The sequence below is a fragment of the Pseudomonas sp. LARHCG127 genome (assembly GCF_052871455.1).
Genome location: NZ_JBIXJT010000031.1, coordinates 1 through 24,558, shown reverse-complemented (window position 1 = coordinate 24,558; position 24,558 = coordinate 1). Strand labels below are relative to the sequence as shown.

The window sequence follows — 24,558 nt, the reverse complement described above, 5'->3', positions numbered from 1 at the left end:
GGATACGCCGGATCCAGCGGCACATAACCGCCACCGGCCTTGAGGATAGCCAGCAGCCCCACGACCATGTCGATGCCACGCTCGACACAGATCGCCACCCGCGAATCCGGCTCCACGCCCTGCTTGCGCAGGTAATGGGCCAAGCGGTTGGCCCGCTCGTTCAACGCGCGATAAGTCAGGCGTTGCTCGCCGTGAATCACCGCGACGGCATCCGGCGTGCGCTGCACCTGTTCCTCGAATAGCCCATGAATCGTCTGCTGCCGCGAATAGTCGGCCTCGGTGGCGTTGAATGTCACCAGCAGTTGCTCACGTTCCGCCGCCGGCAAGATCGTCAAATCAGCCAATGACGCCCCAGCCGCACCCTCCAACGCCACGACCAGGCTCGTCAATGCCGCTTCCATATAAGCGCCGATCCGTCGTGCGCCGATTTCGGCCACCGCCTGAACGGTCAGGCTGAAGCCTTGGCCGAGATCGTCCACCGACAGCACCAGTGGATAGTTGGTGCGTTCTTCGCCACTCAGTTCCTCAATCCCTTCCCAGCTCGACGACGCTTGCAGCGCGTCAGGCTCGGCGAGCGAATGACGGTAGTTGAGCAACGCACTGAACAATGGCGTCGGTGCAACCACGCCGCTGCAACGCTGGGCCAACGCCAGGGAAGCATGCTCATGGCCCAACAGCCCGCTCAGCCGCGCATGGGTCGCCAGCACACCGGCCCGCACGTTTTGCGCACCGACGCGCACACTGATCGGCAAGGTGTTGATGAACATGCCCAATGCCCGATCAGCGCCCTCGCCGCCCTGCATCCGCCCCATCAACACCGTGCCGAACACCACGTCTTCGCACCCCGAAACCCGACCCAGCACCTGGGCCCAGGCCAAGTGATACAGGCTCGCGGCGCTCACGCCCAATTGGCGCGCCTGCAGGCGCAGACGGCGGCTCAGTTCCGTCGAGATAGCCTGCTGCGCCTCCTCGATACCGCTGCCATCGCCACGGACGTCCTGCAAGCCGAACGGCAGCGTCGGTTCGTCGATGTCGCCGAGCATCGCGCGGAAAAATGTTTCGTGTTCTGCACGGCTCACACCCAGGCACACCTGGGCCACATAGTTGCGGTAAGGCACCGCCTCGCCCAACTGGCCGGCCTGACCCAGCAAGTGCACCTGGATCTCGTGGCGCATCACTTCCAACGCCGTGTGGTCCAGCGCCATGTGATGGACCAGCAGCGTCGCCAGCCAACGCTGGTTGACGGCGTCCTCTGCGAACCGAACCCACATCAACGGCGCCTGGCGGATATCCAGGCGGTGGTGACTGACGTCGAAGCTCGCTTTCAACTGAGTGAGGATGTCGCCCGCCTCAGGGTCCAGGGCCACGTGTTCAGCACCCAGTACCGCCTTGCGCCAGACCACTTGCACCGGTTCGTCCAGCCCTTCCCAGGCCATGGATGTCCTCAAGATGTCGTGACGGTCTATCACCCCCTGCAAGGCTTGGGTGAACGCGTCGAGACGCTCGCGGTTGGCGAAGGCAAACTGCGCCTGCAGCACGTAGGGATCGCCATGTTCAGCGGCGAGGTGATGGTAAAGGATGCCTTCCTGCAAGGGAGCCAGCGGATAGATGTCCTGCACGTTGCGCACACCGCCCGGCACCGTCGATACGATGCGGTCGATGGCCTCCTGACTCAACGTCGCCAGCGGCAGCATGGCTGGGGTGATGTGTTCGCAACCCAAAGGAATCAGGTTTGCCGGGACAGTCACCTCGTTGCCAGTGCCCACTGCGTCGGCCAGCGCGGCCAAGGTCGGTTGATTGAATAATATGCGCACATCGGCGCTCAACCCGGCCTGGCGCATCCGTTCGATCAACGTGACCGCCAACAGGGAATGGCCGCCCAGCTCGAAGAAATGGTCGTAACGACCGACTCGCTCGACCTTGAGCAGGTCTTGCCAGAGCTGCGCCAGGGCGATTTCGGTGTCGCCTAGCGGGGCTTCGTAGCCACGCGTCACCAGCGCATCGAGGTCTGGCGCTGGCAGGGCCTTGCGGTCGAGTTTGCCGTTGGGGGTCAGGGGCAATGCATCCAGGCGCACGTAGGCCACCGGCACCATGTAGGCCGGCAACAATGCCTGCAGGTGGGCGCGCAGGGTTTCGATGTCTACTGTTTCATCCAGCGAGTGCTGGGTGAAATAGGCCACCAGGCGCTTGTCACCCGGCCTGTCTTCACGGGCCAGGACTGCGGTTTCGTTGATATTTGGAGCCTGGGCGAGCTTGGCTTCGATCTCGCCCAGCTCGATGCGGAAACCACGGATCTTGACCTGATCGTCATTGCGGCCCAGATATTCGATGTTGCCGTCTGGCAGGTAGCGGCCCAGGTCGCCGGTGCGATACATCCGGGCGTTTGGAGCCGTGCTGAACGGGTCCTTGAGGAAGCGTTCAGCTGTCAGGTCATCACGATTGAGATAACCGCGAGCGACCCCGGCGCCACCGATATAGATTTCCCCCGGTACGCCCAGCGGCACCGGTTGTTTGTGCTCGTCCAGCAAGTAGAACTGGGTATTCGCCACCGGTTTGCCGATGTGCGCGACGAACCCGTTTTCGCGGGCCATCGACACCCAGCTTGAGTAGGTCGTGGTTTCCGAAGGACCGTAGAGGTTGCACAACCGTTTGACCTGGGTCTGCTCGAACAACGCTTCCACCAGGCTGCGCTTCAAGGCTTCACCGGCCACGTTGACGGTGTCGACGCCCTCGCCTACACCGCCAGACTCCAGCAACGCCTTGAGCGCCGACGGCACCGTATTGATCAAGGTGATGTCGTGCTCGCCCTGTTGCAGTTCCAGCACATTAGTGACCACGTCGATGCTGCCGCCCGAGGTCAGCGGTGCGAAGCACTCATAGACCGCCAAGTCGAAGTTCAGCGAGGTCGAGAACAAGGTTTTCGACAGGGTTTTAGCGTCAAACGAACGATGCGCCCAGGTCAGGAAATTCACCGTATTGCGGTGTTCGATCATCACGCCTTTAGGCAGACCGGTCGAACCGGAGGTGTAGATGACATAGGCCAGGTGCGAGGAGGTCAACTCTGCCACCTCGGGATTCAGGACGGATTCGTCCTGCCACAAACCGCTGTCGAGATTGATCACTGGCATCGATGCTGCTGCCAGCAACTCAAGGGTCGCCGTCTGCGCCAACACCGCCGTCGGCGCACTGTCTTCGAGCATGTAGGCAATGCGGTCCAGTGGATACGCCGGATCCAGCGGCACATATCCGCCGCCGGCCTTGAGAATCGCCAGCAGCCCCACGACCATGTCGATGCCGCGCTCGACGCAGATCGCCACTCGCGAATCCGGCTGTACACCCTGCTTGCGCAGGTAATGGGCCAGACGGTTGGCCCGTTCGTTCAGGTCCCCATAGCTCAGGCGCTGCTCGCCACGAATCACCGCCACGGCATCCGGCGTACGCTGGACCTGTTCCTCGAACAACCCATGAATCGTCTGCTGCCGCGGGTAGTCGGCCCCGGTGGCGTTGAACGTCACCAGCAGTTGCTCGCGCTCCAATGCCGGCAAAATCGTCAAATCCGCCAGTGGCGATTCAACCGCACGCTCCAACGCCGTCGCCAGGCTCGTCAATGCCGCTTCCATATAGGCGCCGATCCGCCGCGCGCCGATTTCGACCACCGCTTGAACGGTCAGGCTGAAGCCTTCGCCGAGATCGTCCACGGACAAGGTCAGCGGGTAGTTGGTGCGTTCTTCGCCGCTCAGAATCTGCGCCCCGGCCCAGCGACGCCCTTCACCGACCTCCTTGGGTGCCTGCGCCGCCACGGCAGTCTGCCGGTAGTTCATCAGCGCGCTGAACAAGGGGGTCGGCGCGGCGACGCCGCTGCAACGCTGCGCCAGGGACAACGGCGCGTGCTCATGCCTGAGCAGGGTCGCCAACCGTGCGTGGGTCGCTTTCAGCGCGGCCAATACCCCCTGCCCCCCCGCCTCGACGCGCAAGGGCAGCGTGTTGACGAACATGCCCAGGGCATGGCCGGCTTCCTGCCCACTGTGCAGGCGGCCCATCAGTACCGTGCCGAACACCACCTCCTGGCGACCGGACAAACGCCCTACCACCTGACCCCAGGCCAAGTGGTGCAGACTGGCCGTACTCACGCCCAGGCGCCGTGCCTGGGTACGTAGCCGCTGGGCCAGGTCGGCGGCCAGCGGCAACACGACTTCTTCGACACCGACACCGTCGCCCTGCACATCCCGCAGACCGAACGGCAACGTCGGTTCGTCTATGTCCCCCAGCATCTCGCTGAAGAACGCCTCATGGTGTTCTTGATTGCCCGCCAACCGCACCTGCGCCACATAGTTGCGGTAAGGCACCGACACCGGCAGTTCAGCCGACCGGCCCTCCAGATGCGCCTCGATCTCCTTGCCCAACATCCCCAGGGAGGTGGCGTCGTCAATCAGGTGATGGAACAACAACACCGCGACCCAGTTGCCGTGGGTCATATCTTCGGTGAAATGGAGGCGCATCATCGGCGCCTGGCGCAGGTCGAAGCGGGTGTGACGCGGATCGAAACGGCGCTGCATCTGGCCGGCGATATCGCCTTCAGCCGCGTCCAGCCCGAGTTCTTCGACCATCAGCCGTGCCTGGCGCCAGACCACTTGGACCGGCTCGTCCAAGCCTTCCCACGCCACCGAGGTGCGCAGAATGTCATGGCGTTCGATCGCCACTTGCAGGGCCTGCACAATCGCATCGAGCTGTTCGCGACTGTCGATGCGCAACAGAATCTGCAACAGGTACGGATCGCCTTCCTCGGTCGCCAGGTGGTGATACAGGATGCCTTCCTGCAACGGCACGAGCCCGTAGATATCCTGGACGTTGGCTACGCCGCCCGGTATTGCCGCGACCACCCGATCGATCTCGTCCTGGGTCAGTGTTGCCAGTGGCAGCATGTCCGGTGTGATGCGTTCGACCCCATGGGCAATCCTGTTGCCCGGTACGGCGATGCCATTGCTGGCACCTGTGGCGGCGGCCAGCGAAGCCAACGTCGGCTGGCCGAAGAGAACCCCCACATCGGCGTGCAGCTTGACCTGGCGCATGCGTTCGATCAGCTTGACCGCCAGCAAGGAGTGGCCGCCCAGTTCGAAGAACCGATCGTGTCGCCCCACCTGTTCCACACCGAGCAGCTCGGCCCAAAGCCTGGCCAGCACAGTTTCCACTTCGCCTTCAGGGGCTTCGTAGTTGCGACGGGCATAAGCCTGTGAGTCAGGCGCCGGCAGCGCCTTGCGGTCCAGCTTGCCGTTGGTCGTCAGTGGGAGCGCATCCAGCAACACGAATGCACTCGGCACCATGTAGTCCGCCAACAGACCCAGCAATTGGTCTCGCAGGTCAGCCGCCGAGAGTTGCGCGCCGGCGTCGGCCACGACATAAGCGACCAGGCGCCTGTCCCCCGGACTGTCTTCCCGGGCGATCACCACCGCGTCGCGCACCTGCGCGCATTCCGTCAGCTTCGCCTCGATCTCACCCAGTTCAATGCGGAAACCACGGATCTTTACCTGTTCATCGTTACGCCCCAAGTATTCCAGTTCGCCGTTTTTCAACCAGCGGCCAAGGTCCCCGGTACGGTACATTCGCGCATGAGCCGCGCCGTCGAACGGGTCGGCGAGGAATCGCGTTTCGTTAAGCTCGGGCCGGTTGAGGTAACCCCGCGCCACGCCCGCGCCTCCCACATACAACTCGCCCTCCACGCCTACCGGCACCGGTTGGCCGTACTGGTCGAGCAGGTACAGGCGCAGATCGGGAATGCGCTTGCCGATGGGACTCACGCCGGTCGACTGTGCGTCGGCGGCTTCAAGCGGACGGTACGTCACGTGCACCGTCGTTTCGGTGATGCCGTACATGTTGACCAGTTGTGTCCCGGCATTGCTCCCACGGGCATACCACGGCTTGAGCATCCCGGTTTCCAGCGCTTCGCCGCCAAAGATCACCTGGCGCAGGCTGTGGCGCAGATCGCTGTCACCCTGGGCCGCGATCAGTTGCCGGAAAGCGCTTGGCGTCTGGTTCAGCACCGTGACTCCGGCCTCGCACAGCAGTGCATAGCAGTCTTGCGGGGAACGACTGACCAGTTGCGGCACCACCAGCAAGCGGCCACCGTGGGTCAACGCGCCCCAGATTTCCCAGACCGAGAAATCGAAGGCAAAGGAATGGAACAGCGCCCACACGTCCTGCGGGCCAAAATCGAACCAGGGCTGGGTCGCCGCAAACAGCCGTGCAACGTTACGGTGCTCGACCATCACGCCCTTGGGCAGGCCGGTCGATCCCGAGGTATAGATCACATAGGCCAAGTGGTGAGAGGCCAGGGCGCGCACATCAGGGTTGAACCGTGGCTGTGCGCTGATACCCGCCGCCTCGGCCTGGTCGAGCAACAACACTGGGACTTGCAAGGCGGGCAGCTGAACCTGCAGCGTCGATTGAGTGAGCAAAGCAACCGGCGCACTGTCGTCGAGCATGAAGGCCAGGCGCTCCCGAGGATAGGCCGGATCCAGCGGCACATAGCCAGCACCGGACTTCAGGATGCCCAGCAGACCGACGATCATGTCCAGGCCGCGCTCAACACAGATCGCCACCCGGTCGTCCGGGCGGACGCCGAGGACTAACAAATGGTGCGCCACCTGGTTCGCCCGGGCGTTGAGTTCGCCATAAGTCAGGCAGCGGTCTTCGTGCACCACCGCTACCGCGTCGGCTTGCGCCCGCGCCTGCGCTTCGAACAGGCCATGGATCGTGTGGTCATGCTCATACGTGCGCGCATCGCTCGCGTTCCAGGCCAGAAGCATGTCCGCTTCGGTCGCGGTCGGCAGAACAAAGCCCTCGATTGGCAACGTATCGTCACGCAAGCCTTGTTCCAGCACATGCATGAATCGGTCGGCCATCGACTCGATTTCATCGGCCTGGAAGTAGCTTTCGTTGTAGATCCAGTGCAGCCAGGCATTATCGTCGTGCGGATTGCTGCGGATATGGATGGACAGCGGCATCTGCTCCTGGCCGTTCGAACCCATCACAAAATGAGCCGGCGCCTGTCCGAACATGAACCGACGATCTTCCTGCTCATAGGAAAATGAAACGTCGAACAGTTGCGCGCGGTTGTCGCGCCGCAGCTCCAGCGAACGGTTCATCTCGCTCAGGGGGAACCGCTGGTTGCGATAGTCCTGTTTGAGTGTGCGGGTCACGCCACGTATCAACTCACCAAATGGCAAGTCGCTGGCGAACTTGAACCGCACGGCACTGACCTGCGTGAACAACCCCGCCGTTTTCTTGAAGGTTGCATTGGGTCGGTTCAGGATCGGCAGGCCGATCACCAACTCATCGCGCTGGGTGCTCCGTATGAAATAGACATACAGTGCAGCCAGCAGCACCGAAAAACGTGACGCCTGGTGCGCTTGCGCCAAGACCTCGATTCGGTCGCTCAAGCTGTGGGCGAAGCGATACAAGGCTTGAGCACTGGGCGCCAGGACCCCGGGCTGCTGATCATGGTGACGCGCGACGAACAGTGGATCCGGAACGTCCTGGTATTTGTCCAGCCAGTACGCCTCATCGAGCTTGAAACGAGGGGAATCACGATAGCGGGCATCCTCGTCGATGAAGCCGACATAGGACGGTGCCGACACGTCAGGCGGCTGCTGGTTTTCCAGGGCGTCATAAAGCTCACCCAGCGAAGTGAGCACCAAGCCGACGCCCCACCCGTCCAGGATGATGTGGTGAAGGTGCATCACAAAATAAAACGACGAGTCACCGAGTTTAGCCAGATAGAAACGGAATAAAGGGCTTTCATCCAACCTGATGGCGACCGCCATCCTTTGTTGCATCCAGGCATGGACCGCTGCCTCCGGATCAGGCCGATCCGAAAAATCCAGCACGGGAACCCGCGCTTCCAACGCCTCTGCCATGGTCTGCATGGGCACGCCGTCGGCGCCGTAGTGCAACACCGTACGCAGGGCATCATATTTTTCAATCAGCAGGTCGACCGCCTGCTGAAAACGCTCAGGATCGATGGCGCCCTGGATATGGAGATAGCCACCAATGTTGTACAGGGGGGAATCGCCCTTGGTCATCTGGTCCAGCCAGATGTCCCGCTGTGCTGTCGTCAGAGGGTAATGTGTCGAGCGCTGGAGAAACTGATTCATACCTGCCCCTCCGACACGCGCACCCACAACGCACCGTCCGGCGCCCAGCGGCCCCGTCGTTTTTCGTGACCCCGGTCAGCCGCCAGGCCTGTTGCAACAACGCCGCCCACAGCACGCGCAAAGATAAATTCCATACGTTCCTTCTCAGAGATTTGTCAGTGCTGCCCGGGATAAACGCAACAGGCACGCCTGGAGTTGATGCAGATCCGCGCAGGCAGCCAGCGCGGCACGATGTCGATGATGGTCACCTGGACGAAAGGGTCGTCCGGGGCATGGCATCGCCACCCGACAGCAGGTTCGCGCCTGTCGGGTCGAGATGATGCCGAGGGGCGTTCATCCGTTTGCCAAGGTGTTGTCGCGACAACATCGCAAGCCGGACGATGTTGTCGGAACGGACATTCAGGCTCGCTTGTCGCGCAGGGCGCAGTTGATGTCGGAAACGATTTGGCCATCCGACAACTTGATGATGCGATCGGCCAGTTGGAAATACTGGTCGTCATGGGTAATGATCAGCACCGTCTTGCCACGACGCTTGAGGTCGGGCAGCAGCTCTTCGTAGAAAAATTTCTTGAATGGCGGATCCTGGTCCGCGGCCCATTCGTCCAGTACGTAGACCGAGCGGTCCTCCATGTAGGCGCACACCAGCGCCAGGCGTTTTTGCTGGCCATAGGACAAGGCCTTCGTGGTCGAATAGCCCAGCCCTTCTATCTTGATCTTGTCGGCCAGCCCCAGGGTTTCCAGGTACTTGCGCGCCAGCGTCGGGTTGCCGTCCTCTTCGTCGGGGCCGATGAGGCGGTTGAACAGGTGGAAATCGGAAAACACGGCGGAGAACAGATCGCGATAGTCGTTGCGACTTTCATCGGTGACCGGCTTGCCATCGAGCAGGACCTCACCGCCCTGGGGAATGTAGAGCCCGCAGATGAGCTTGGCCAAGGTGCTTTTGCCGCAACCATTGCCACCGACGATGTAGATCAACTCACCGGTTTGCACCGTCAGGTCGATGGGTCCCAGGGAGAAACCGGTCTCTGCGTGCAGTTCGTGGTAATGCATGCTGACGGCCTTCAGTTCGATCCGATTCCACGACTTCTTGTGCTCCAGCAGGTGAACCTTGGGCACCTCGGTCTCGATGGGCTCCGGGTGCGGATCGTTGATCGAGAAACCGAATTCCGAAAGACGTGTACAGGCCACCCGGCCCGCCGCCATCAAGGGCATGGCCGTGACCAGCAACGACAGCGGGCCCATGATGTACAACACAGCCAGTACGCTGGCGGTCATGATTTTCGGATCGACGACGCTGAACAGCGGCGCGGCGAACAGCAGGCAACCGATCAACAATGACAGTGTGAACTGCCCGACGTTGTCGGCGGCGGTGTACCACAGGCGCTCAACGAAGTTGTAGCGCGCCACACGGGTGGAAGACGCCTCGATGGCCGAGCGACCGAACCAACGACGCCGCACGCCATTGAGCTTGAGCTCCTTGAGGCCGAACACCAGGGCGTGGGTGTATTCATTGAACGCGGTGTATTCATCCCGTACGCGGGAAGTGTTCCTGACGCCACAGGAAAAGAAGAACAGGTACAGCCCCACCCCCAGGATCATCAGCGAAACCGTCAGGGCCAGGACCACCCACGACAGGTAGGCCAGGTAGCCGATGCCGAACAGAAAGACCGTCGTTTCCACCAGGACCGTGGGCATGATGATCAGCGTCGTATTCAATTGCGGGATGTCGTTGGTCAACATCGTCAGCACATTGGGCGGACCGCGCCGGTCCACTTCTTCCAGCGGCGTGGCGAGAATCTTGCGACACAGCGCAATGCGCAAGCGCGTCATGATCCGCATGCTGGCGTAGGCCGGAAACAATGCCGCACCGTTGCGCAAGATCAGCGCCGTGGCACTGAGCCCGATGAACCAGTACAGCGCCTGCAGGCGAGAGCCGTCATTGTGGATAGCCTCATTGATCACGCTCACCACCGCGATTGACGCAACCCCGCTGATGACACCGCAGATCAACGTAAAGAGCGTCAGCCAGGGATGGTTACGCCACAACAGGCGCATGACCGAGCCCGGTTTTGGCTTCTTCTCTTTCTTCGCGTTCTGCTCGTTTTTCATGGGTTGCTATCCTCGAATGGAGTCACGAAAGGGCTCACGCCGGTCGCCATACATCGCCCCGAGCGGTCATTTCGCCCATCGCCACGACGATGAGGCGTGGTTCCTCGTAGGGATCGCGAGCGTGGGCGGCCAACATGTTGTCGAGCATCACCACATCGCCCTTGCGCCAGGCGAACCTGACCGCACAAGCCTCATAGGCCTCGCCGAGCAACGCCATGACGTCGTCTTCTATCGGCGTTCCATCGCCGTAACTGACCATGCGCGGCAGGCGATCGGCGCCGAACATATCGAGCAGGTCTTCACGCATTTCCTCGCCGAGACAAAACGGATGGTGCAGCTGTACCTGGTTGAAAAAAGCCCGCTCCCCGGTTACCGGATGCTGGATAACCGCCGGACAAAGGGTGCGCACTTGCAGGGTTTCGTCGTCGAGCCATTGGAAATCGGTGCCCTGCTCCCGGCAACGCTGTTCGACGACGGCGCGCTCGGTGGTGCCGAAAAACGACGCCCAGCTCGGCTCGACACCGGCGGTGAAGGTGCGGCTGTAGCTCAGGCCTTTCTGTTCGAACCGGGCGACCACCTGCGGCGGCAGGCATTGCAGGACTTGGCGGATGTCGGCCAGCGGCGTCGCACCGCCCACCCGTGAGGGCTGCTCGCAATAGAACCATTGCTTGCGCGGCCAGCTTTCCAGGTGCGAACTCTCGTTGTGATACAGGATCATTTCGCGCTCGGGATAAGGCGTGGAGCGGTAGACGTTGCGTCCGCCCTCCTTCTTCGGCAGGTCGCCGTAGCTGCCGTGCAACCCGGGCGACAAGGCTTCGGCGAACGCCTCGAAGGCCGGCACCGAGCCGAGATCAAAACCGCGAAACAGCACCGCTCCGTGGCGACACAGCAACGCCTCGATGGCCTCGCGATGGGTGCTGGCCCACAACGAAGGATCCAGCCCGGGGTCGATCGGCTCGATCACCACCGGCAAACTCAAACCGTCGGCGAGCAACGACAGCCTGACCGATTCGCCGGCCCCGTGACCTGGCCAGACAAGCGAATCCGCCATCCCGTCAGCGGGCATGACGGGCAAAGCGTCAGTTTGAAGACTCATGAATAACTCCTGAACCACGGATCGTCGGATCCACGTCGCAGGGCCGGACCAATGCGACCCACCATCGGGCAAGGATAAAAACATTGATCGGGGGGGATGTCTGGCACCGCAAACCGGGACAGAGGTTGTCGTGGGTTTACTTAGGTCGTTTCCGGAGCTGCTGATCTTCCGTTCCGAGAGGGGTGTTTTTTGGTGTTTATATCCGTTGCTGCGGTAGGCGGTGGGTCAGTTTGCTCTGATGTTGGATGTGCCGGCCTCTTCGCGAGCAGGCTCGCTCCCGCAGGTGATCTTGGGTGCCCATGACTCTTGTATTCACTGCGATCCATTGTGGGAGCGAGCCTGCTCGCGAAGGCGGTGGGTCAGTTTGCAGTGATGTTGGATGGGCCGGCCTCTTCGCTAGCAAGCTCGACCTTAAGTAGCCGTTACCACGGCAACGGATATACACACCAAAACAGAGTCCCCATCGGCCCTTACACCGATGCACCGACACACGTCGATCCAAACCAGCCTCGCTTGTCCCCATTTCCCGCGACAGACGCCGACACAAAGTCGGTGCTGAAATGCGCGAGCTGCGAAATGCACAGGTACCGCAAACGATGCCGTGGGTCGCAGTGACGTCTCGAGCACATCGGTTTGCGCAACACGCAAACACGGTGTGCCTGGCATTTAACAGGAGCGTTAGTCATGCCGATTAAGAACACTGGCGGATCGGTCAACCCCGCGCCAGCCCCCCTCACGCACGGTGCATTCCTGCATGAAACATTCGTCGCCCGGGCCCGTGAATTCCCTGAGCGAACCGCGGTGTCCGACGCCTCTCGCTCATTGAGCTACGCACAACTCGACACTGTCTCGTCGCAGTTGGCGGCCCGGCTTCGCCAGGAAGGCGTCCGGGACGGCATGCTGGTGGGGATGTGCCTGCCACGTGGCGTCGACCTGGTCATCAGCCTGCTGGGCATTCTCAAGGCCGGCGGCGCCTACGTCCCGGTCGATCCGCAATACCCGGGCAAGCGGGTCGAACACATCGTGCGCGACAGCGGCCTGGGCCTGATGATCGGTGAACTCGCCGACCTGCCGCAAAGCGCGTCCGTGCGCGTCCTGTCCCTGGCCGAGCTGCTGGCCGGCCCGGCCCTGCAACCGCTGCCCGCCGACGACCAGCGCAACCCCGACGAGGCAGCGGCCTACGTCATCTACACCTCCGGCTCCACCGGTGAGCCCAAGGGTGTATTGGTGGCGCACGGCAACGTCAGCCGCCTGCTGGAAAGCACTCAACGCTCGTTCGCCTTCACCGAAAACGACGTCTGGTCGATGTTCCACTCCATCGGCTTCGACTTTTCGGTCTGGGAAATCTGGGGAGCCCTTGCCCACGGTGGCCACGTCGCCGTGGTGCCCTACGATGTGTCGCGCTCGCCAAGTGGCACGCGTCAATGGCTGGCCGACCAGGGCGTCACCGTGCTGAGCCAGACGCCATCGGCGTTCCGTGGCCTGGATGAAGCGGACCGTTCTGCCAGTGCGCCATTGGCCCTGCGTTATGTGGTGTTCGGCGGCGAGGCGCTGCCCGCCACTGTGCTGCGACCGTGGGTCGAACGCCATGGCGACCAGACGCCAGCCTTGATCAACATGTACGGCATCACCGAAGCCACCGTCCACACCACCTTCAAACGGGTGCTCGGCCAGGACCTTGAAAGCGCCGCCATGGTGTCCATCGGCACGCCACTGGATGGCTGGCGCCTGCACCTGCTCGACGCCGACCGGCAACCGGTGCCGCAAGGCAATGCCGGTGAACTGTACATTGAAGGTGCCGGTGTAGCGCTGGGCTACCTGAGTCGTCCAACCCTGAACGCTGAGCGCTTCGTCCAGTTGCCGGGTACCCCAAGCCGTGCCTATCGCACCGGCGACCTGCTGGTGCTGGGTGACGACGGCGAATACCGCTACGCCGGTCGTTGCGATGAACAGTTGAAGATCCGCGGTTTCCGCATCGAACCGGGCGAAGTCGAGGCGTGCCTGCAAGCCAGCCCGGCCGTAACCGCCGCCCACGTGGCCGGTCACGACTACGGCGATGGCGATTGGCGCCTGGTCACCTATGTGGTGCCGACCCATGGCGTGGCCGCCTGGACCGAACAGGTCCGCAGCGAAGTGGCCGCACAGGTGGCCGCGAGCCTGCCGGACTACATGCGCCCTTCGGCCTACATTCCACTGGCGGCATTGCCGGTCACCGACCACGGCAAGATCGACAAGAGCCGCCTGCCCTCGCCCGAATCGATCCCATCGATCGAGCTCCACGCCAGCGAACCGGGCCTCACCGAACAGGAGCAGTTCGTGCTCAAGGTCTGGTCGGACGACATCGGCCTGAAGAACATCGGCCTGAACGATGACTTCTTCGATTTCGGCGGCACCTCCCTGGCCCTGATCCGCTCGTTGAGCACGCTCAAGGCCCATTACCGGGTCAACCTCGACCCAGGTGTGCTGGCCGATGGCGCCACCGCCAAAGTGTTGGCCGGCTGTATCCAGCGTTCCCTTGTTCAAGCCCATTGATCGAAAAGGAGAAGTCCATGAGCAAAAAATTCGCCTTGACCCCGGAAGAACGTGCGTCCTTTGAAAAGAACGGTTTCATCGGACCGTTCGACGCCTATTCGCCAGAAGAAATGAAAGAGACCTGGAAGCGCACCCGCCTGCGCCTGCTCGACCGCAGTGCCGCGGCCTACCAGGACCTGGATGCGATCTCCGGCGGCACCAACATTGCCAACTACGATCGCCACCTGGACGACGAATTCCTCGCCGGCCACATCTGCCGTCCGCAAATCTGCGACCGCGTCGAGAGCATCCTCGGCCCGGACGTACTGTGCTGGCGCACCGAGTTTTTCCCGAAATACCCTGGCGACGAAGGCACCGACTGGCACCAGGCCGACACTTTCGCCAACGCCTCGGGCAAGCCGCAGATCCTCTGGCCGGAAAACGAAGACTTCGGCGGCACCATCACCGTCTGGACCGCCTTCACCGACGCCAACATCGCCAACGGTTGCCTGCAATTCATCCCTGGCACCCAGAACAGCATGAACTACGACGAAACCAAGCGCATGGCCTACGATCCCGATGCCAACAACAGCTCGGTGGTCAAGGATGGCGTGCGGCGCGGTTTCTTCGGCTACGACTATCGCCAGCTGCAGATCGACGAAAACTGGAAACCCGACGAAGCCTCCGCCGTGCCCATGCAAATGAAGGCCGGCCAGTTCATCATTTTCTGGTCGACCCTGATGCACGCCTCCTACCCTCACAGCGGTGAGTCCCAGGACATGCGCATGGGCTTCGCCTCGCGCTATGTACCGTCGTTCGTGAAGATCTATCCGGACTCCGATCACATCGAGGAATACGGTGGACGGATCAGCCTTGAAAAGTACGGCGCGGTGCAGGTCATCGGCGAGACGACCCCTGAATACAATCGCCTTGTCACCCACACCACCCGAGGCAAAAAGTTCGAAGCCGTCTGATTTTTTCACTGCCACATGACAGTTGGCATGCGCAACGTGCCTGACAGGAGTCCCCAATCCATGACTATTTCCACCGACGCAGCAACGCGCCTGTGTGAGACCGTGAGGATGCTTAGGCACCTTGCCATCCATTTGCCCGATCCTATCTGCCTGAGCTTTCTGGCCCAGGGCAGTGACTTGGCGCCCGACCAGGCCTCCTCCAGCGTGAGAGCCACGGAACGGGCGGTCAACACCGCGTTCGCCAGGATCGGCGTCAAAGCCGTGCAGTACGTGCATGACGGCGAGGCGCAACTGTCTTCTTTCGAGATGTTCATCAGCAAGAAAATCTGCCAGGCCCTCGAGTTTACCTATGACCACTTCGACGACGTCGACAGTGCCAAGGACTTCGGGCGCCTGGTCAGACACTTCGATTTCAGCGGTGCCGTGCCCGAGGTCGAGACACTGCACCTGATTACCCGCGACAACGTGGCGCTGTCGGTCCATGCCAGCACCGATCGAAATCGCCCGGCCATAGTCCTCGCCCTGCCCTGCGGCATGCCGTTCGACCTGTGCCGCGCTTGGTTCAATGCGTTGAGCGAGCGGTTTTTCGTGGTCACCTGGGAAACCCGTGGGCTGTTCGGTTCCTGCACCTCGTTCGACCAGTTGTCCGTGGACACCGACGCCCAGGTGGGCGACCTGATCAACGTGATGAACCACTATGACCTGGAGAGTGCGCACCTGATGGGTATCTGCGGTGGCGCGGTGATCGCCCTCAGCGCGGCCGCCACCCACACCGACCGGGTCAGTTCCCTGAGCCTGTGGCACGGCGATTACAACCTGGGGGACGACAGCCTGCGTACCGCCCACCAGCAAAACTTCGAGTGGCTGATGGAGTCGGCCGCCGTAGACCGCAATGAGGCCAGCGACCTGCAGGCGTTATTCCTGGACCAGGCAACACTGGCGACCATTCCGGACTCCATCGCCCATGCGGCGCTCTATCCTTATGTCAACGAAGAGCTGTTCTACCGCTATGCACGACTCAACGATGCGTTGAACAAGACTGAGTTGAAGTCACGGCTGGAACAGATCACGGTGCCCACCCTGGTCGTCGCCGGCGACTGCGATGAAACCACCCACCTCGGTGGCTCCAAGCACATTGCCGCGTCCATCAGCGATGCCTTGCTGCATGTGGAACGCAATGGCAGCCACCTGGCGTTCTTCGAGTCGACCCAGCTTTCGAAGCAGACTGCTTTCCGTTTCCTGGAATCAACCCTTGAATCGACGGTGGGCTCGGCTTATCCGGCGTGAAATGTGCCGGCCTCTTCGCGAGCAAGCTCGCTCCCACAAGGGCACTCCCGGCGCACATGAATTATGTGGCTGCTGAACATCCAGTGTGGGAGCGAGCTTGCTCGCGATGGCGGTGACCCAGTCAATGAAGAGGCTGGATGTGCCGGCCTCTTCGCGAGCAAGCTCGCTCCCACAGGTAGCCATCAACACTGTGTTCACCGCAAATCCCCTGTGGGAGCCAGAGGGGTCTACATCAGGCGACCATGTGCTTCTCACGATGGAACTCAATGTACAGGACCGTGCGGTAGGCCCTGGAGGCATTGACGGCGAAGTGGTCGAGGGAGCCGTCGAAGATCACCAGGTTGCCGTTTGTGCTCTGGTTGAAGCTTCCATTGACGTTGAGGTAAGAGTAGTTCTGGGTGGTAGGTGCATCGATGGTCAGTTGCATATGCAACAGGCCTTCTTCCCAGGTACCGGTGTGGGCATGAGTGCTGAGGAACACGCTGGGCTCCATACGCAACAAGGCACAGAGTTTGATTCCTGGAATCTTGCTCAACAACTCGATGGTCCCGGGCATGGCGGCACGAGCGTAAGGAATCGGCGTGTCATAGGCAACCAGGCCATATTGCGTCCAGTCGGGCTTTATCTCCATGTTGTCGCCCCACCCCCAGATCCAGCCATACTTACCGCCGGCCTCCACATGCGCGGCGACCTCGTCGACGATTTCGGTGATCGATTTGCCCACCCGGTTGATGGTCAAGGTCGGCGCATCGAGGGCGAGAAATTCTTCACGGATCACTTCCCAGTTACTGGCAAGATCCTGGAGTTTCGGGAAGCGACTGGGATCATAAAACGACGGACGCATAGGTGCTCCTTTATATCGAGGGTTGTCGGCTAAGAGGCGATACAAATACTGTTCCGCCACCCCGGGATTGGAGTGTGGCAGAGGCTCGGCAAAGGTTGACCCACCGCCCTTGGCCTGTCTGTCACGGGAATCCGGTACAACCGGCCTGGCCCGTCATCACAGGGCGTTGACCGAGGGACTGTCGCTGGCCTGTATGGCTTGCGGCTGTGGCTGCGTCTCGGCCAGACGACGCATTGGCCCGTAGAGCAAGACCCCCAAGGGCAGAAGCGCAAAAAGCCCACCGGCGACCACGAACAGCAGCCCCACGCCACGTCCCGCACCCACCCCCAGCCAGAGACCGATCGAATCGGCGTAGCGGCCATCGGGCGCCAGGGCCGGTTGGAACCAGTGGTCCACCAGCAAACCACCGACAAAGATCACCAAGCTCGTGGCAGCAATGGTCAACATGTTGATCAGCGCAAAGACGCTGGCACGATTGCCACCAGGAATCTTGTGCATCCACAACGAACTCACGCAGGCATCGGCAACGCATGCCGCACTGATCGCGAAGAAGGCCAGGGCACAATAGGCAACAGGGTGTGAAACGACGCCCAAGGAAACCACGCAGGCTGCCAACAACAGGTCGGCCACGCCCACCAACGCCATCAACTTTCGCGGGTGCCCGATGAGAACCAGCAACCCGGCACCGAACAACCCGCCCAAGGCCGACCACGTGTAGGCCATGCCCAGCATCTGACTGCTCATGGTGGACAACACCAACGGCGTCATCATCACCGTCGCCAGCGAAAGCAGTGCGTTGCGTACCACGGTGTAGACCAGTAGCCAGGCCATCAGATGACCGACGGAGAAAAATTTCAGCGCCGAGGCAATGTTGCCTAGCACGCTGCGCAGCACCGGCTCCTTGCCGACGCCGTGCCGCGGCTCCGGCGCGAACCGCACATGGGAAAACGCCTTGATCACCAACAAGGTGCCGGAACAGAACGTCACCACGTTCAGCCCCAGAATCATCACCAGGCCAGCCTTGGCCATGATGATCCCAGCCAGTTGCGGTGCCACCAAGGCCGAGACGTTCTTGCTGATACTGATGAGGCCCGAAGCCCGGGTGAATTTTTCCGGGGCGACAATCGTATTGACCGCCGCCTGGTACGCCGGCTTACGGAAAGCCGCGACGATTGAAGCCAGGCAATTGAAGATGTATAGGTGCAGGGGTTCCAGACGATCGAGCCAGAGCAGGGCCATGATCCCGAGCAACAACAGCGCCAGGCTCACATCGCAACAGACAATGATCACCCGGTGACTGATCCGGTCCGCGAGCCCTCCCGCCAACGGCAAAAATATAATCGCCGGCAACGTTGCCGCCAGGATCACGTTGGTGAATGCCACCGCCGAGCCAGTGTGGGAATACACCCAGACGCCCAGGGCGAACCCCATCATCGTCGTACCCACTACCGCCATCGATTCGCCGCACCAGAGAAAATAGAAGCTTCGTCCCAGATCGAATCGTCGGTGGATGTCCTTGAGGTTCATGTGCGCGCATCGCGGGGCGTGCCGGCACCGATCAGCTTGCGCGCCAATCGATAGACCAGGGAGTAGGCCACCACGCCCAGCACCAACGGCGCATAACGGGAAAACAGAAACGTGCGCAACACCCGCCTGGCAATGGGCGAACGGATATCGCCACTGACGTGCAAGGGGGTCGGGAACGTTGCGGCGACGGTCGCGCCGAACGCGTCATCCATCGATTGCACCGCGTGCCACCAATAGACCGGTATGTACAACGCATCGCCCGGTTCCACCACCGTGCGCAGGGCGTGCAAGCCCCGGGTCCCCGGGAAACGCAGGGTATCGATGTCGTACAGATAGCCGGCCTCTTCGACCACCGGCCGAAGTGCCCGCCAGCTGGCCTCGTCCGGCGGTAGCAAGAGGACTTCCTTGGCACCGACCACCTGGGCCATGAAGGTCTCATCGATGACATGGAAATGCCAGTCGGTGTAGGAGTTGCGGTACAGGAAACTGCGATGGGGTGGATAGTGCCGGGGCTTGGACAGTTGCGGCATGAACGGCAGCCCCCCCACATCGCCCTTCATCTGCTCGATGGCAGAGCCTTTGGAAAAACGGCAACTGTCGGCCACCAGCGGATCGTCGCCCTCGCTGAGACTGTCGAGAAAGTCATGGAACGGCACTTCCTGGAAAACCGTCTTCGCGTACTCGGTCATGGTCGCCTTGACCTCGGGCTTCGACCAGCCGATGACCTCCGAGACGATCTTCGAACGCACCTTTACCGTGCTGTTGCGCGAATGAGCCTTGATGTAGTCGAGCTGATTCCACTTATGGAACGCCGGCCAGTGTCGCACGGCATTCTTGATCAGGCAGGGACGGTTGTAGTTAACGTACTGCCGGGTGAATTGCTCGCCGGAAATCGTCAGCGCATCAATCTCTTCGACCGGTCCGGCCTCGGGGTGATTGGGGAAACGGGACAGGCTCCAGAACTTCGGGACTGGACGATCCGACTCGGTTGTCAGCGGCATTTTCGACCCTCGCAAGCTCACTCAGGGCCGTTGGTATAACAGACTCGCACCGCCCTGCCCAAGTGCCGCAATGACCAGCACCCACGGTTGTCCCTGCTTCCCATGACATACATCCCACCGTGGATGTTCTAGTTTTTTCCCACCCTATTCCTTCGTCCCGTCGACGTGCAGTCGTCCAGGCCAATGTGCACCGCTGCCACCGAACGGAAACGAATTCATGATTCGCAAACAGGTGCTCCGAAATGGATTCCTCGATCGACACGCTGCCCGCGCAAGACTCCGCGTCCCACGAACTGGCCTCGGTCCAACAAGGGATCTGGCTTGATCAACTCGCGCACCCGGACCTGCCCTACTACAACATCGGCATGTCCCTGGAGATCAAGGGCGAGATCGACATCGCATTGTTCGAGAAAGCCATCGAGCTGGTCGCCAACCGTCACGACACCTTGCGCCTGAGCTTCAGCCATGAAGGCGGCACCGGCCGCCAGCGAGTCCTGCCCGAGGTCGAGGTGAACCTGGAGGTGGTGGAATTCTCCGAGGCTGACGCCGAGGCTGGCCTGGCCATGGACTATCTGCGCAACGCCTTTCGCCAACCCTTTGAATCGTTGACTGGCCGGCTTTGGGACGCACGGATGGTCCGTTGCGGTCCGAACCGCCATTACTGGCTCGCCCGTTACCACCACCTGGTCACCGACGGCATTGGCGTGGCCCTGATCGGCCATGCCGTGGGTTCGGCCTACAACGCGTTGCTGGCCGGCAACGATGAAGTCGCCCAAGGGCATTCCTACCTGTCGTTCCTGGAAGACGACCGGGCCTACCTGGCCTCGTCCCGCTATGAGCGCGACCGCCAGTTCTGGCAGGACACCTACGCACAGATGCCGCCGTCGCTGCTGCAGCGCCGGGCCGACTTCAAGACCGGCCAGGCCAACGAGCTGGCGCCCAGTGCCCAGGTCCAGGCGATGCTGCCCCGGGCGCTGTACAACGCGTTGACCCAATTTGCCAGCGAACGCAGCCTGTCGGTCGCCCATGTGCTGATCAGCGTGGTCGCCACCTATTTCTGCCGCACCGTGGGCGTCGATGAAATCGTCATCGGCATGCCCGTGCATAACCGGACCACTGCCAGGACGAAAGCAACCGCGGGGATGTTTTCCTCCGTCAGCCCGATCCGCCTGCCCGTCGACTTCGACGCCTCGCTGCTGGACCTGATGCATGCCGCCGGCGGACAACTGCGCCGCTGCTACCGCCACCAGCGCTTCCCCATCGCCGAGCTCAATCGCACCTTGCGCCTGGCCCAGACCGGGCGTCGACAACTGTTCGACGTGTCACTGTCGTTCGAAAGCCTGGACGGCGACGATCAGTTTGGCGGCACCTCGTCCACGGTCATCACCATGGACAACGGCTACGAGCAGACGCCCATGGCGATCTTCGTGCGCGATTACCATCCGTTCGAAGACGTCCACCTGGATTTCAACTTCAACACCGCCTACTTCAACCTGGAAGAGGCCCGGTACCTGAAACAACGCATCGTCTCGATGCTCGAGGCGGTGCTGGAGCAACATGACACCCCCGTGGGGCATTACCCGCTCATGAGCCAGGCTGAGCGGCAACGCCTGCAGGTCGAATTCAACGCCACGTCCCGGGAGTATCCGCGGGACGTGTTGATCCACCAGTTGTTCGAACAGCAAGCCCAGCAGCGTCCCCACGCTTGCGCCGTACGTGGCGATGCCGGGCCGTTGCTCAGCTATGAACAACTCAACCGCCAGGCCAATCGGCTGGCCCATCGCCTGATCGCCCTGGGCGTGAAACCGGACGACCGAGTCGCCGTGAGCCTGCGGCGTGGACCGGACATGGTCGTCGCCCTGCTGGGGATCCTCAAGGCCGGGGCCGCCTATGTGCCCATCGATCCAGACCTGCCGAGCGCTCGCCAGGCGTTCATGCTCGACGACAGCAGCCCCCGGGCCGTGCTGACCAGCCAGGCACTACAAGACCTGCTGCCCGCGTCGAATGCGCCGCTGCTGGCCCTCGATGACCCCGCACAACTGGCCGCACAATCCGAACACAACCCGGACTCGCAAGCCCTCGGCCTGACACCCGCTCACCTGGCCTACGTGCTCTACACCTCCGGCTCCACCGGCACCCCCAAAGGGGTGATGAACGAACACCTCGGCGTGGTCAACCGCCTGTTGTGGGCCCGGGACGAATACGGCGTCGATGCCAGCGATCGGGTGCTGCAGAAGACCCCGTTCGGTTTCGACGTGTCGGTCTGGGAGTTTTTCCTGCCGCTGCTGGCCGGTGCCGAGCTGGTCATGGCGCGCCCGGGCGGCCATCAGGAGCCGGACTACCTGGCCCGGTTGATGCGTCAGGCCAGCATCACGATGTTGCACTTCGTGCCGTCGATGCTCGACCTGTTCCTGGAACACCATGACGAACAGGCCTTCCCTGACCTGCGGCGCGTGTTGTGCAGCGGCGAAGCCCTGCCCCGCAGCCTGCAACGGCGTTTCGAACAGCAATTGCCAGAGATCGAGTTGCATAACCTCTATGGCCCGACCGAGGCGGCCATCGACGTGACGGCCTGGCAGTGCCACGCCAGTGACCCTGGCGAAAGCGTGCCCATCGGCCGGCCGATCGCCAATATCCAGATGCATGTGCTCGATGGCCGTGGCGCACCACAACCGCTGGGTGTCGCCGGGGAAATCCACATCGGTGGTATCGGCGTGGCCAGGGGTTACCTGAACCAACCGCAGTTGAGCGCCGAGCGCTTTATCGCCGACCCGTTCAGCACTGAGCCGAACGCACGCCTGTACAAGACCGGCGACCTCGGTCGCTGGCTCGCCAACGGTGCCCTGGAGTACCTGGGCCGCAATGACTTCCAGGTGAAAATCCGTGGCTTGCGCATCGAAATCGGTGAAGTCGAAGCGGCCCTGGCGTTGTGTCCGGGTGTTCGTGAAGTGGTGGTCATAGCCCGGGAAGACAATCCGGGGCAGCCGGACAGCAAGCGCCTGGTTGCCTATGTCTGCGGCGAACCGAGCCCAGCCGGACAACTGCGCAGCGCTTTGCTCAAGCACTTGCCCGAGTACATGGTGCCCAGCGCCTTCGTCCACCTCGATGCCCTGCCCCTGACCGCCAACGGCAAGCTCGACCGAAGCGCCCTGCCCGCGCCTGGCCTTGAGTCCCTGGCCAGCAAAATCTATGAAGCGCCTCGGGGCGACACCGAAATCGCCCTTGCCGAAATCTGGCAAACCCTGCTTGGCCTGGATCAAGTCGGGCGTCACGACGGCTTCCTTGAACTGGGCGGTCATTCGTTGCTGACCGTGCAGTTGCAAGCGCGCCTGCACCAGGACCTGGGGGTCGAGATCGACCTGCGCACGCTGTTCACCCAGGCCTCGTTGAGCGAGCTGGCCCAGCGTGTGGAACAGGCCAGCCAATCCCAGGCCCAGCCGATTGCCGTATTGGCGCGCGATAAGCCGTTGCCACTGTCCCTGGCTCAGCGGCGCTTGTGGTTCCTCGATCAGCTGGACCACGCCGCCAGCGTCGCCTATCACATGCCCGCCGCGTTGCACCTGCGCGGTAGCCTGGATCGAAACGCCTTGCAACGTGCCCTTGACCGTATCGTCGCCCGGCACGAAAGCCTGCGTACCACTTTCGAACACCATGCCGGCGAAGTCCGGCAACGATTTGCCGCCGTTGACATCGGTTTCGCCCTGCAGCAGCACGACCTGCAAGCCCTGGACGCCGATGCCCGGCAACAGGCTGTCGAGCAACTGACCCGAGACGAAGCCCACGACGCCTTCGACCTGACCCAGGGACCGTTGATTCGCGGGCGCCTGCTGCGCCTGGCCGAAGACGAACACATCCTGCTGGTCACCCAGCACCACATCGTTTCCGACGGTTGGTCGGTGACGGTGTTGATCGATGAATTCAACCGTCTTTACACCGCGTTCAGCCAAGCCCCTGGCCCTCACGACCTGGACGATCCCCTGCCGCCCCTGGCCCTGCAATACGCCGACTACGCCGCCTGGCAACAGCGGTACTTGCAAGGTGAACGCTTGCAGGCCCAAACCCGCTTCTGGAAAGACCACCTCGACGGCGCTCCTGCGCTGCTGGAGCTGCCCAGCGACCACAGCCGGCCCCACGTGCAAAGCTACCGCGGGGCCAGCGTGACGCTGGAACTGCCTGCCCCCTTGAGCGCCAAGTTGCGCAGTTTCAGCCAGCAACAAGGCCTGACCCCGTTCATGACGCTGCTAGGTGCCTGGTCGATCCTGCTCTCGCGCCTGAGCAGTCAGCCACACGTGGTGATCGGCACGCCTGTAGCCAATCGCCCACGGCGCGAAACCGAGGCGTTGATCGGCTTCTTCGTCAACACCCTGGCCCTGCGCATCGACGTCCACGCCCACAGCCGTCTCGACCAGTTTCTGGCCCACATCAAAGCCACCACCCTCGAGGCTTACAACCATCAGGATCTACCTTTCGAACAGGTCGTCGAAGCCCTGCAACCGGAACGTAGCCTGAGCCATAGCCCGCTGTTCCAGGCCATGCTGGTGCTGGGCAACACCCCACGCGACCAGGCCCTGGAACTGCCGGGCCTGAGCCTGACGCCACTGCCCCGGCACACCGGCACCACCCAGTTCGACGTGAGCCTGTCACTCAACGACGATGGCGACACCATCGGCGGCCAACTCGAGTACGCCAGCGACCTGTTCGACCATGGCACCGTGGAACGCTTCGCCCAACACTTCCAGACTTTGCTGGAAGCCATGGTCGAGGATGCCACTCAACCGGTGCTCGCCTTGCCGTTGCTCAGCCCGGCACAGCGCCAGGCCTCCCCGGCAGCGCTGCCGCCCACCGCCACCTTCGCCACGCAACTGCTGATCCATCAGCGCTTCGAACAGCTCGCCGCCGCACAGCCCCAAGCCACCGCCCTGGTCCTGGGCAAACGCGAACTGAGTTACCGGGCACTCAATCGCCGCGCCAACCGCATCGCCCGTGAACTGCTCGCCCAAGGCGTGCGTCCCGATGACCGCGTGGCGATCCTGGCCCGGCGCGGAGTGGAAATGGTCTG

10 protein-coding genes are annotated in these 24,558 nt (G+C 62.2%); 4 read left to right on the top strand and 6 right to left on the bottom strand.

From position 1 onward, the window contains the following. The 3 genes from ACIPQ1_RS28345 to ACIPQ1_RS28335 form a co-directional block, all read right to left on the bottom strand. A partial coding sequence (locus ACIPQ1_RS28345; protein ID WP_446535128.1) for an amino acid adenylation domain-containing protein occupies positions 1 to 8,150 on the bottom strand: 8,150 nt, incomplete at its 3' end. Between the two features lie 399 nt (positions 8,151 to 8,549). Continuing rightward, positions 8,550 to 10,259 (bottom strand): cyclic peptide export ABC transporter, encoded by a 1,710-nt coding sequence (locus ACIPQ1_RS28340; protein WP_411384838.1) that lies wholly within the window; start codon positions 10,257 to 10,259, stop codon positions 8,550 to 8,552. 34 nt (positions 10,260 to 10,293) lie between these two features. After that, positions 10,294 to 11,355, bottom strand: a complete 1,062-nt coding sequence (locus tag ACIPQ1_RS28335; protein ID WP_411384839.1) for a TauD/TfdA family dioxygenase — start codon at positions 11,353 to 11,355, stop codon at positions 10,294 to 10,296. 684 nt (positions 11,356 to 12,039) lie between these two features. On the opposite strand from ACIPQ1_RS28335, the gene syrB1 reads away from it, so the two are divergent. Genes syrB1 through ACIPQ1_RS28320 form a run of 3 tightly spaced genes read left to right on the top strand, consistent with a single transcriptional unit; the run spans position 12,040 to position 16,127 of the window. After that, positions 12,040 to 13,887 (top strand): syringomycin E biosynthesis L-threonine--[L-threonyl-carrier protein] ligase SyrB1, encoded by a 1,848-nt coding sequence (syrB1, locus tag ACIPQ1_RS28330; RefSeq protein WP_446535127.1) that lies wholly within the window; start codon positions 12,040 to 12,042, stop codon positions 13,885 to 13,887. 17 nt (positions 13,888 to 13,904) lie between these two features. Continuing rightward, positions 13,905 to 14,840, top strand: coding sequence for a syringomycin E biosynthesis L-threonyl-[L-threonyl-carrier protein] 4-chlorinase SyrB2 (gene syrB2, locus ACIPQ1_RS28325; protein WP_446535126.1), 936 nt, complete (start codon positions 13,905 to 13,907; stop codon positions 14,838 to 14,840). A 60-nt stretch (positions 14,841 to 14,900) separates the two neighbouring features. After that, a complete protein-coding gene (locus ACIPQ1_RS28320; protein ID WP_411384842.1) occupies positions 14,901 to 16,127 on the top strand; it encodes an alpha/beta fold hydrolase in 1,227 nt (408 codons plus the stop codon). Between the two features lie 232 nt (positions 16,128 to 16,359). Here ACIPQ1_RS28320 and ACIPQ1_RS28315 read toward each other — a convergent pair whose 3' ends face one another. From ACIPQ1_RS28315 to ACIPQ1_RS28305, 3 genes are all read right to left on the bottom strand, one after another. Continuing rightward, positions 16,360 to 16,971: an aspartyl/asparaginyl beta-hydroxylase domain-containing protein gene (locus tag ACIPQ1_RS28315; RefSeq protein ID WP_411384843.1), complete on the bottom strand. Its 612-nt coding sequence runs from the start codon at positions 16,969 to 16,971 to the stop codon at positions 16,360 to 16,362. Positions 16,972 to 17,127: 156 nt separating this feature from the next. Then, positions 17,128 to 18,498 (bottom strand): MFS transporter, encoded by a 1,371-nt coding sequence (locus tag ACIPQ1_RS28310; protein WP_446535125.1) that lies wholly within the window; start codon positions 18,496 to 18,498, stop codon positions 17,128 to 17,130. After that, positions 18,495 to 19,499 (bottom strand): cupin-like domain-containing protein, encoded by a 1,005-nt coding sequence (locus tag ACIPQ1_RS28305; protein WP_446535124.1) that lies wholly within the window; start codon positions 19,497 to 19,499, stop codon positions 18,495 to 18,497. The genes ACIPQ1_RS28310 and ACIPQ1_RS28305 overlap by 4 nt, the downstream gene beginning before the upstream one ends. Before the next feature lie 242 nt (positions 19,500 to 19,741). Between ACIPQ1_RS28305 and ACIPQ1_RS28300 the strand changes: the two genes are divergently transcribed. Next, positions 19,742 to 24,558 (top strand): amino acid adenylation domain-containing protein (locus tag ACIPQ1_RS28300; RefSeq protein WP_446535123.1); only part of this gene is annotated, 4,817 nt, incomplete at its 3' end.

Bases quoted from the DNA above. Each gene is read 5' to 3' on its own strand.
- ACIPQ1_RS28340 (WP_411384838.1), bottom strand. From the start codon at position 10,259: ATGAAAAACGAGCAGAACGCGAAGAAAGAGAAGAAGCCAAAACCGGGC.
- ACIPQ1_RS28335 (WP_411384839.1), bottom strand. From the start codon at position 11,355: ATGAGTCTTCAAACTGACGCTTTGCCCGTCATGCCCGCTGACGGGATG.
- syrB1 (WP_446535127.1), top strand. From the start codon at position 12,040: ATGCCGATTAAGAACACTGGCGGATCGGTCAACCCCGCGCCAGCCCCC.
- syrB2 (WP_446535126.1), top strand. From the start codon at position 13,905: ATGAGCAAAAAATTCGCCTTGACCCCGGAAGAACGTGCGTCCTTTGAA.
- ACIPQ1_RS28320 (WP_411384842.1), top strand. From the start codon at position 14,901: ATGACTATTTCCACCGACGCAGCAACGCGCCTGTGTGAGACCGTGAGG.
- ACIPQ1_RS28315 (WP_411384843.1), bottom strand. From the start codon at position 16,971: ATGCGTCCGTCGTTTTATGATCCCAGTCGCTTCCCGAAACTCCAGGAT.
- ACIPQ1_RS28310 (WP_446535125.1), bottom strand. From the start codon at position 18,498: ATGAACCTCAAGGACATCCACCGACGATTCGATCTGGGACGAAGCTTC.
- ACIPQ1_RS28305 (WP_446535124.1), bottom strand. From the start codon at position 19,499: ATGCCGCTGACAACCGAGTCGGATCGTCCAGTCCCGAAGTTCTGGAGC.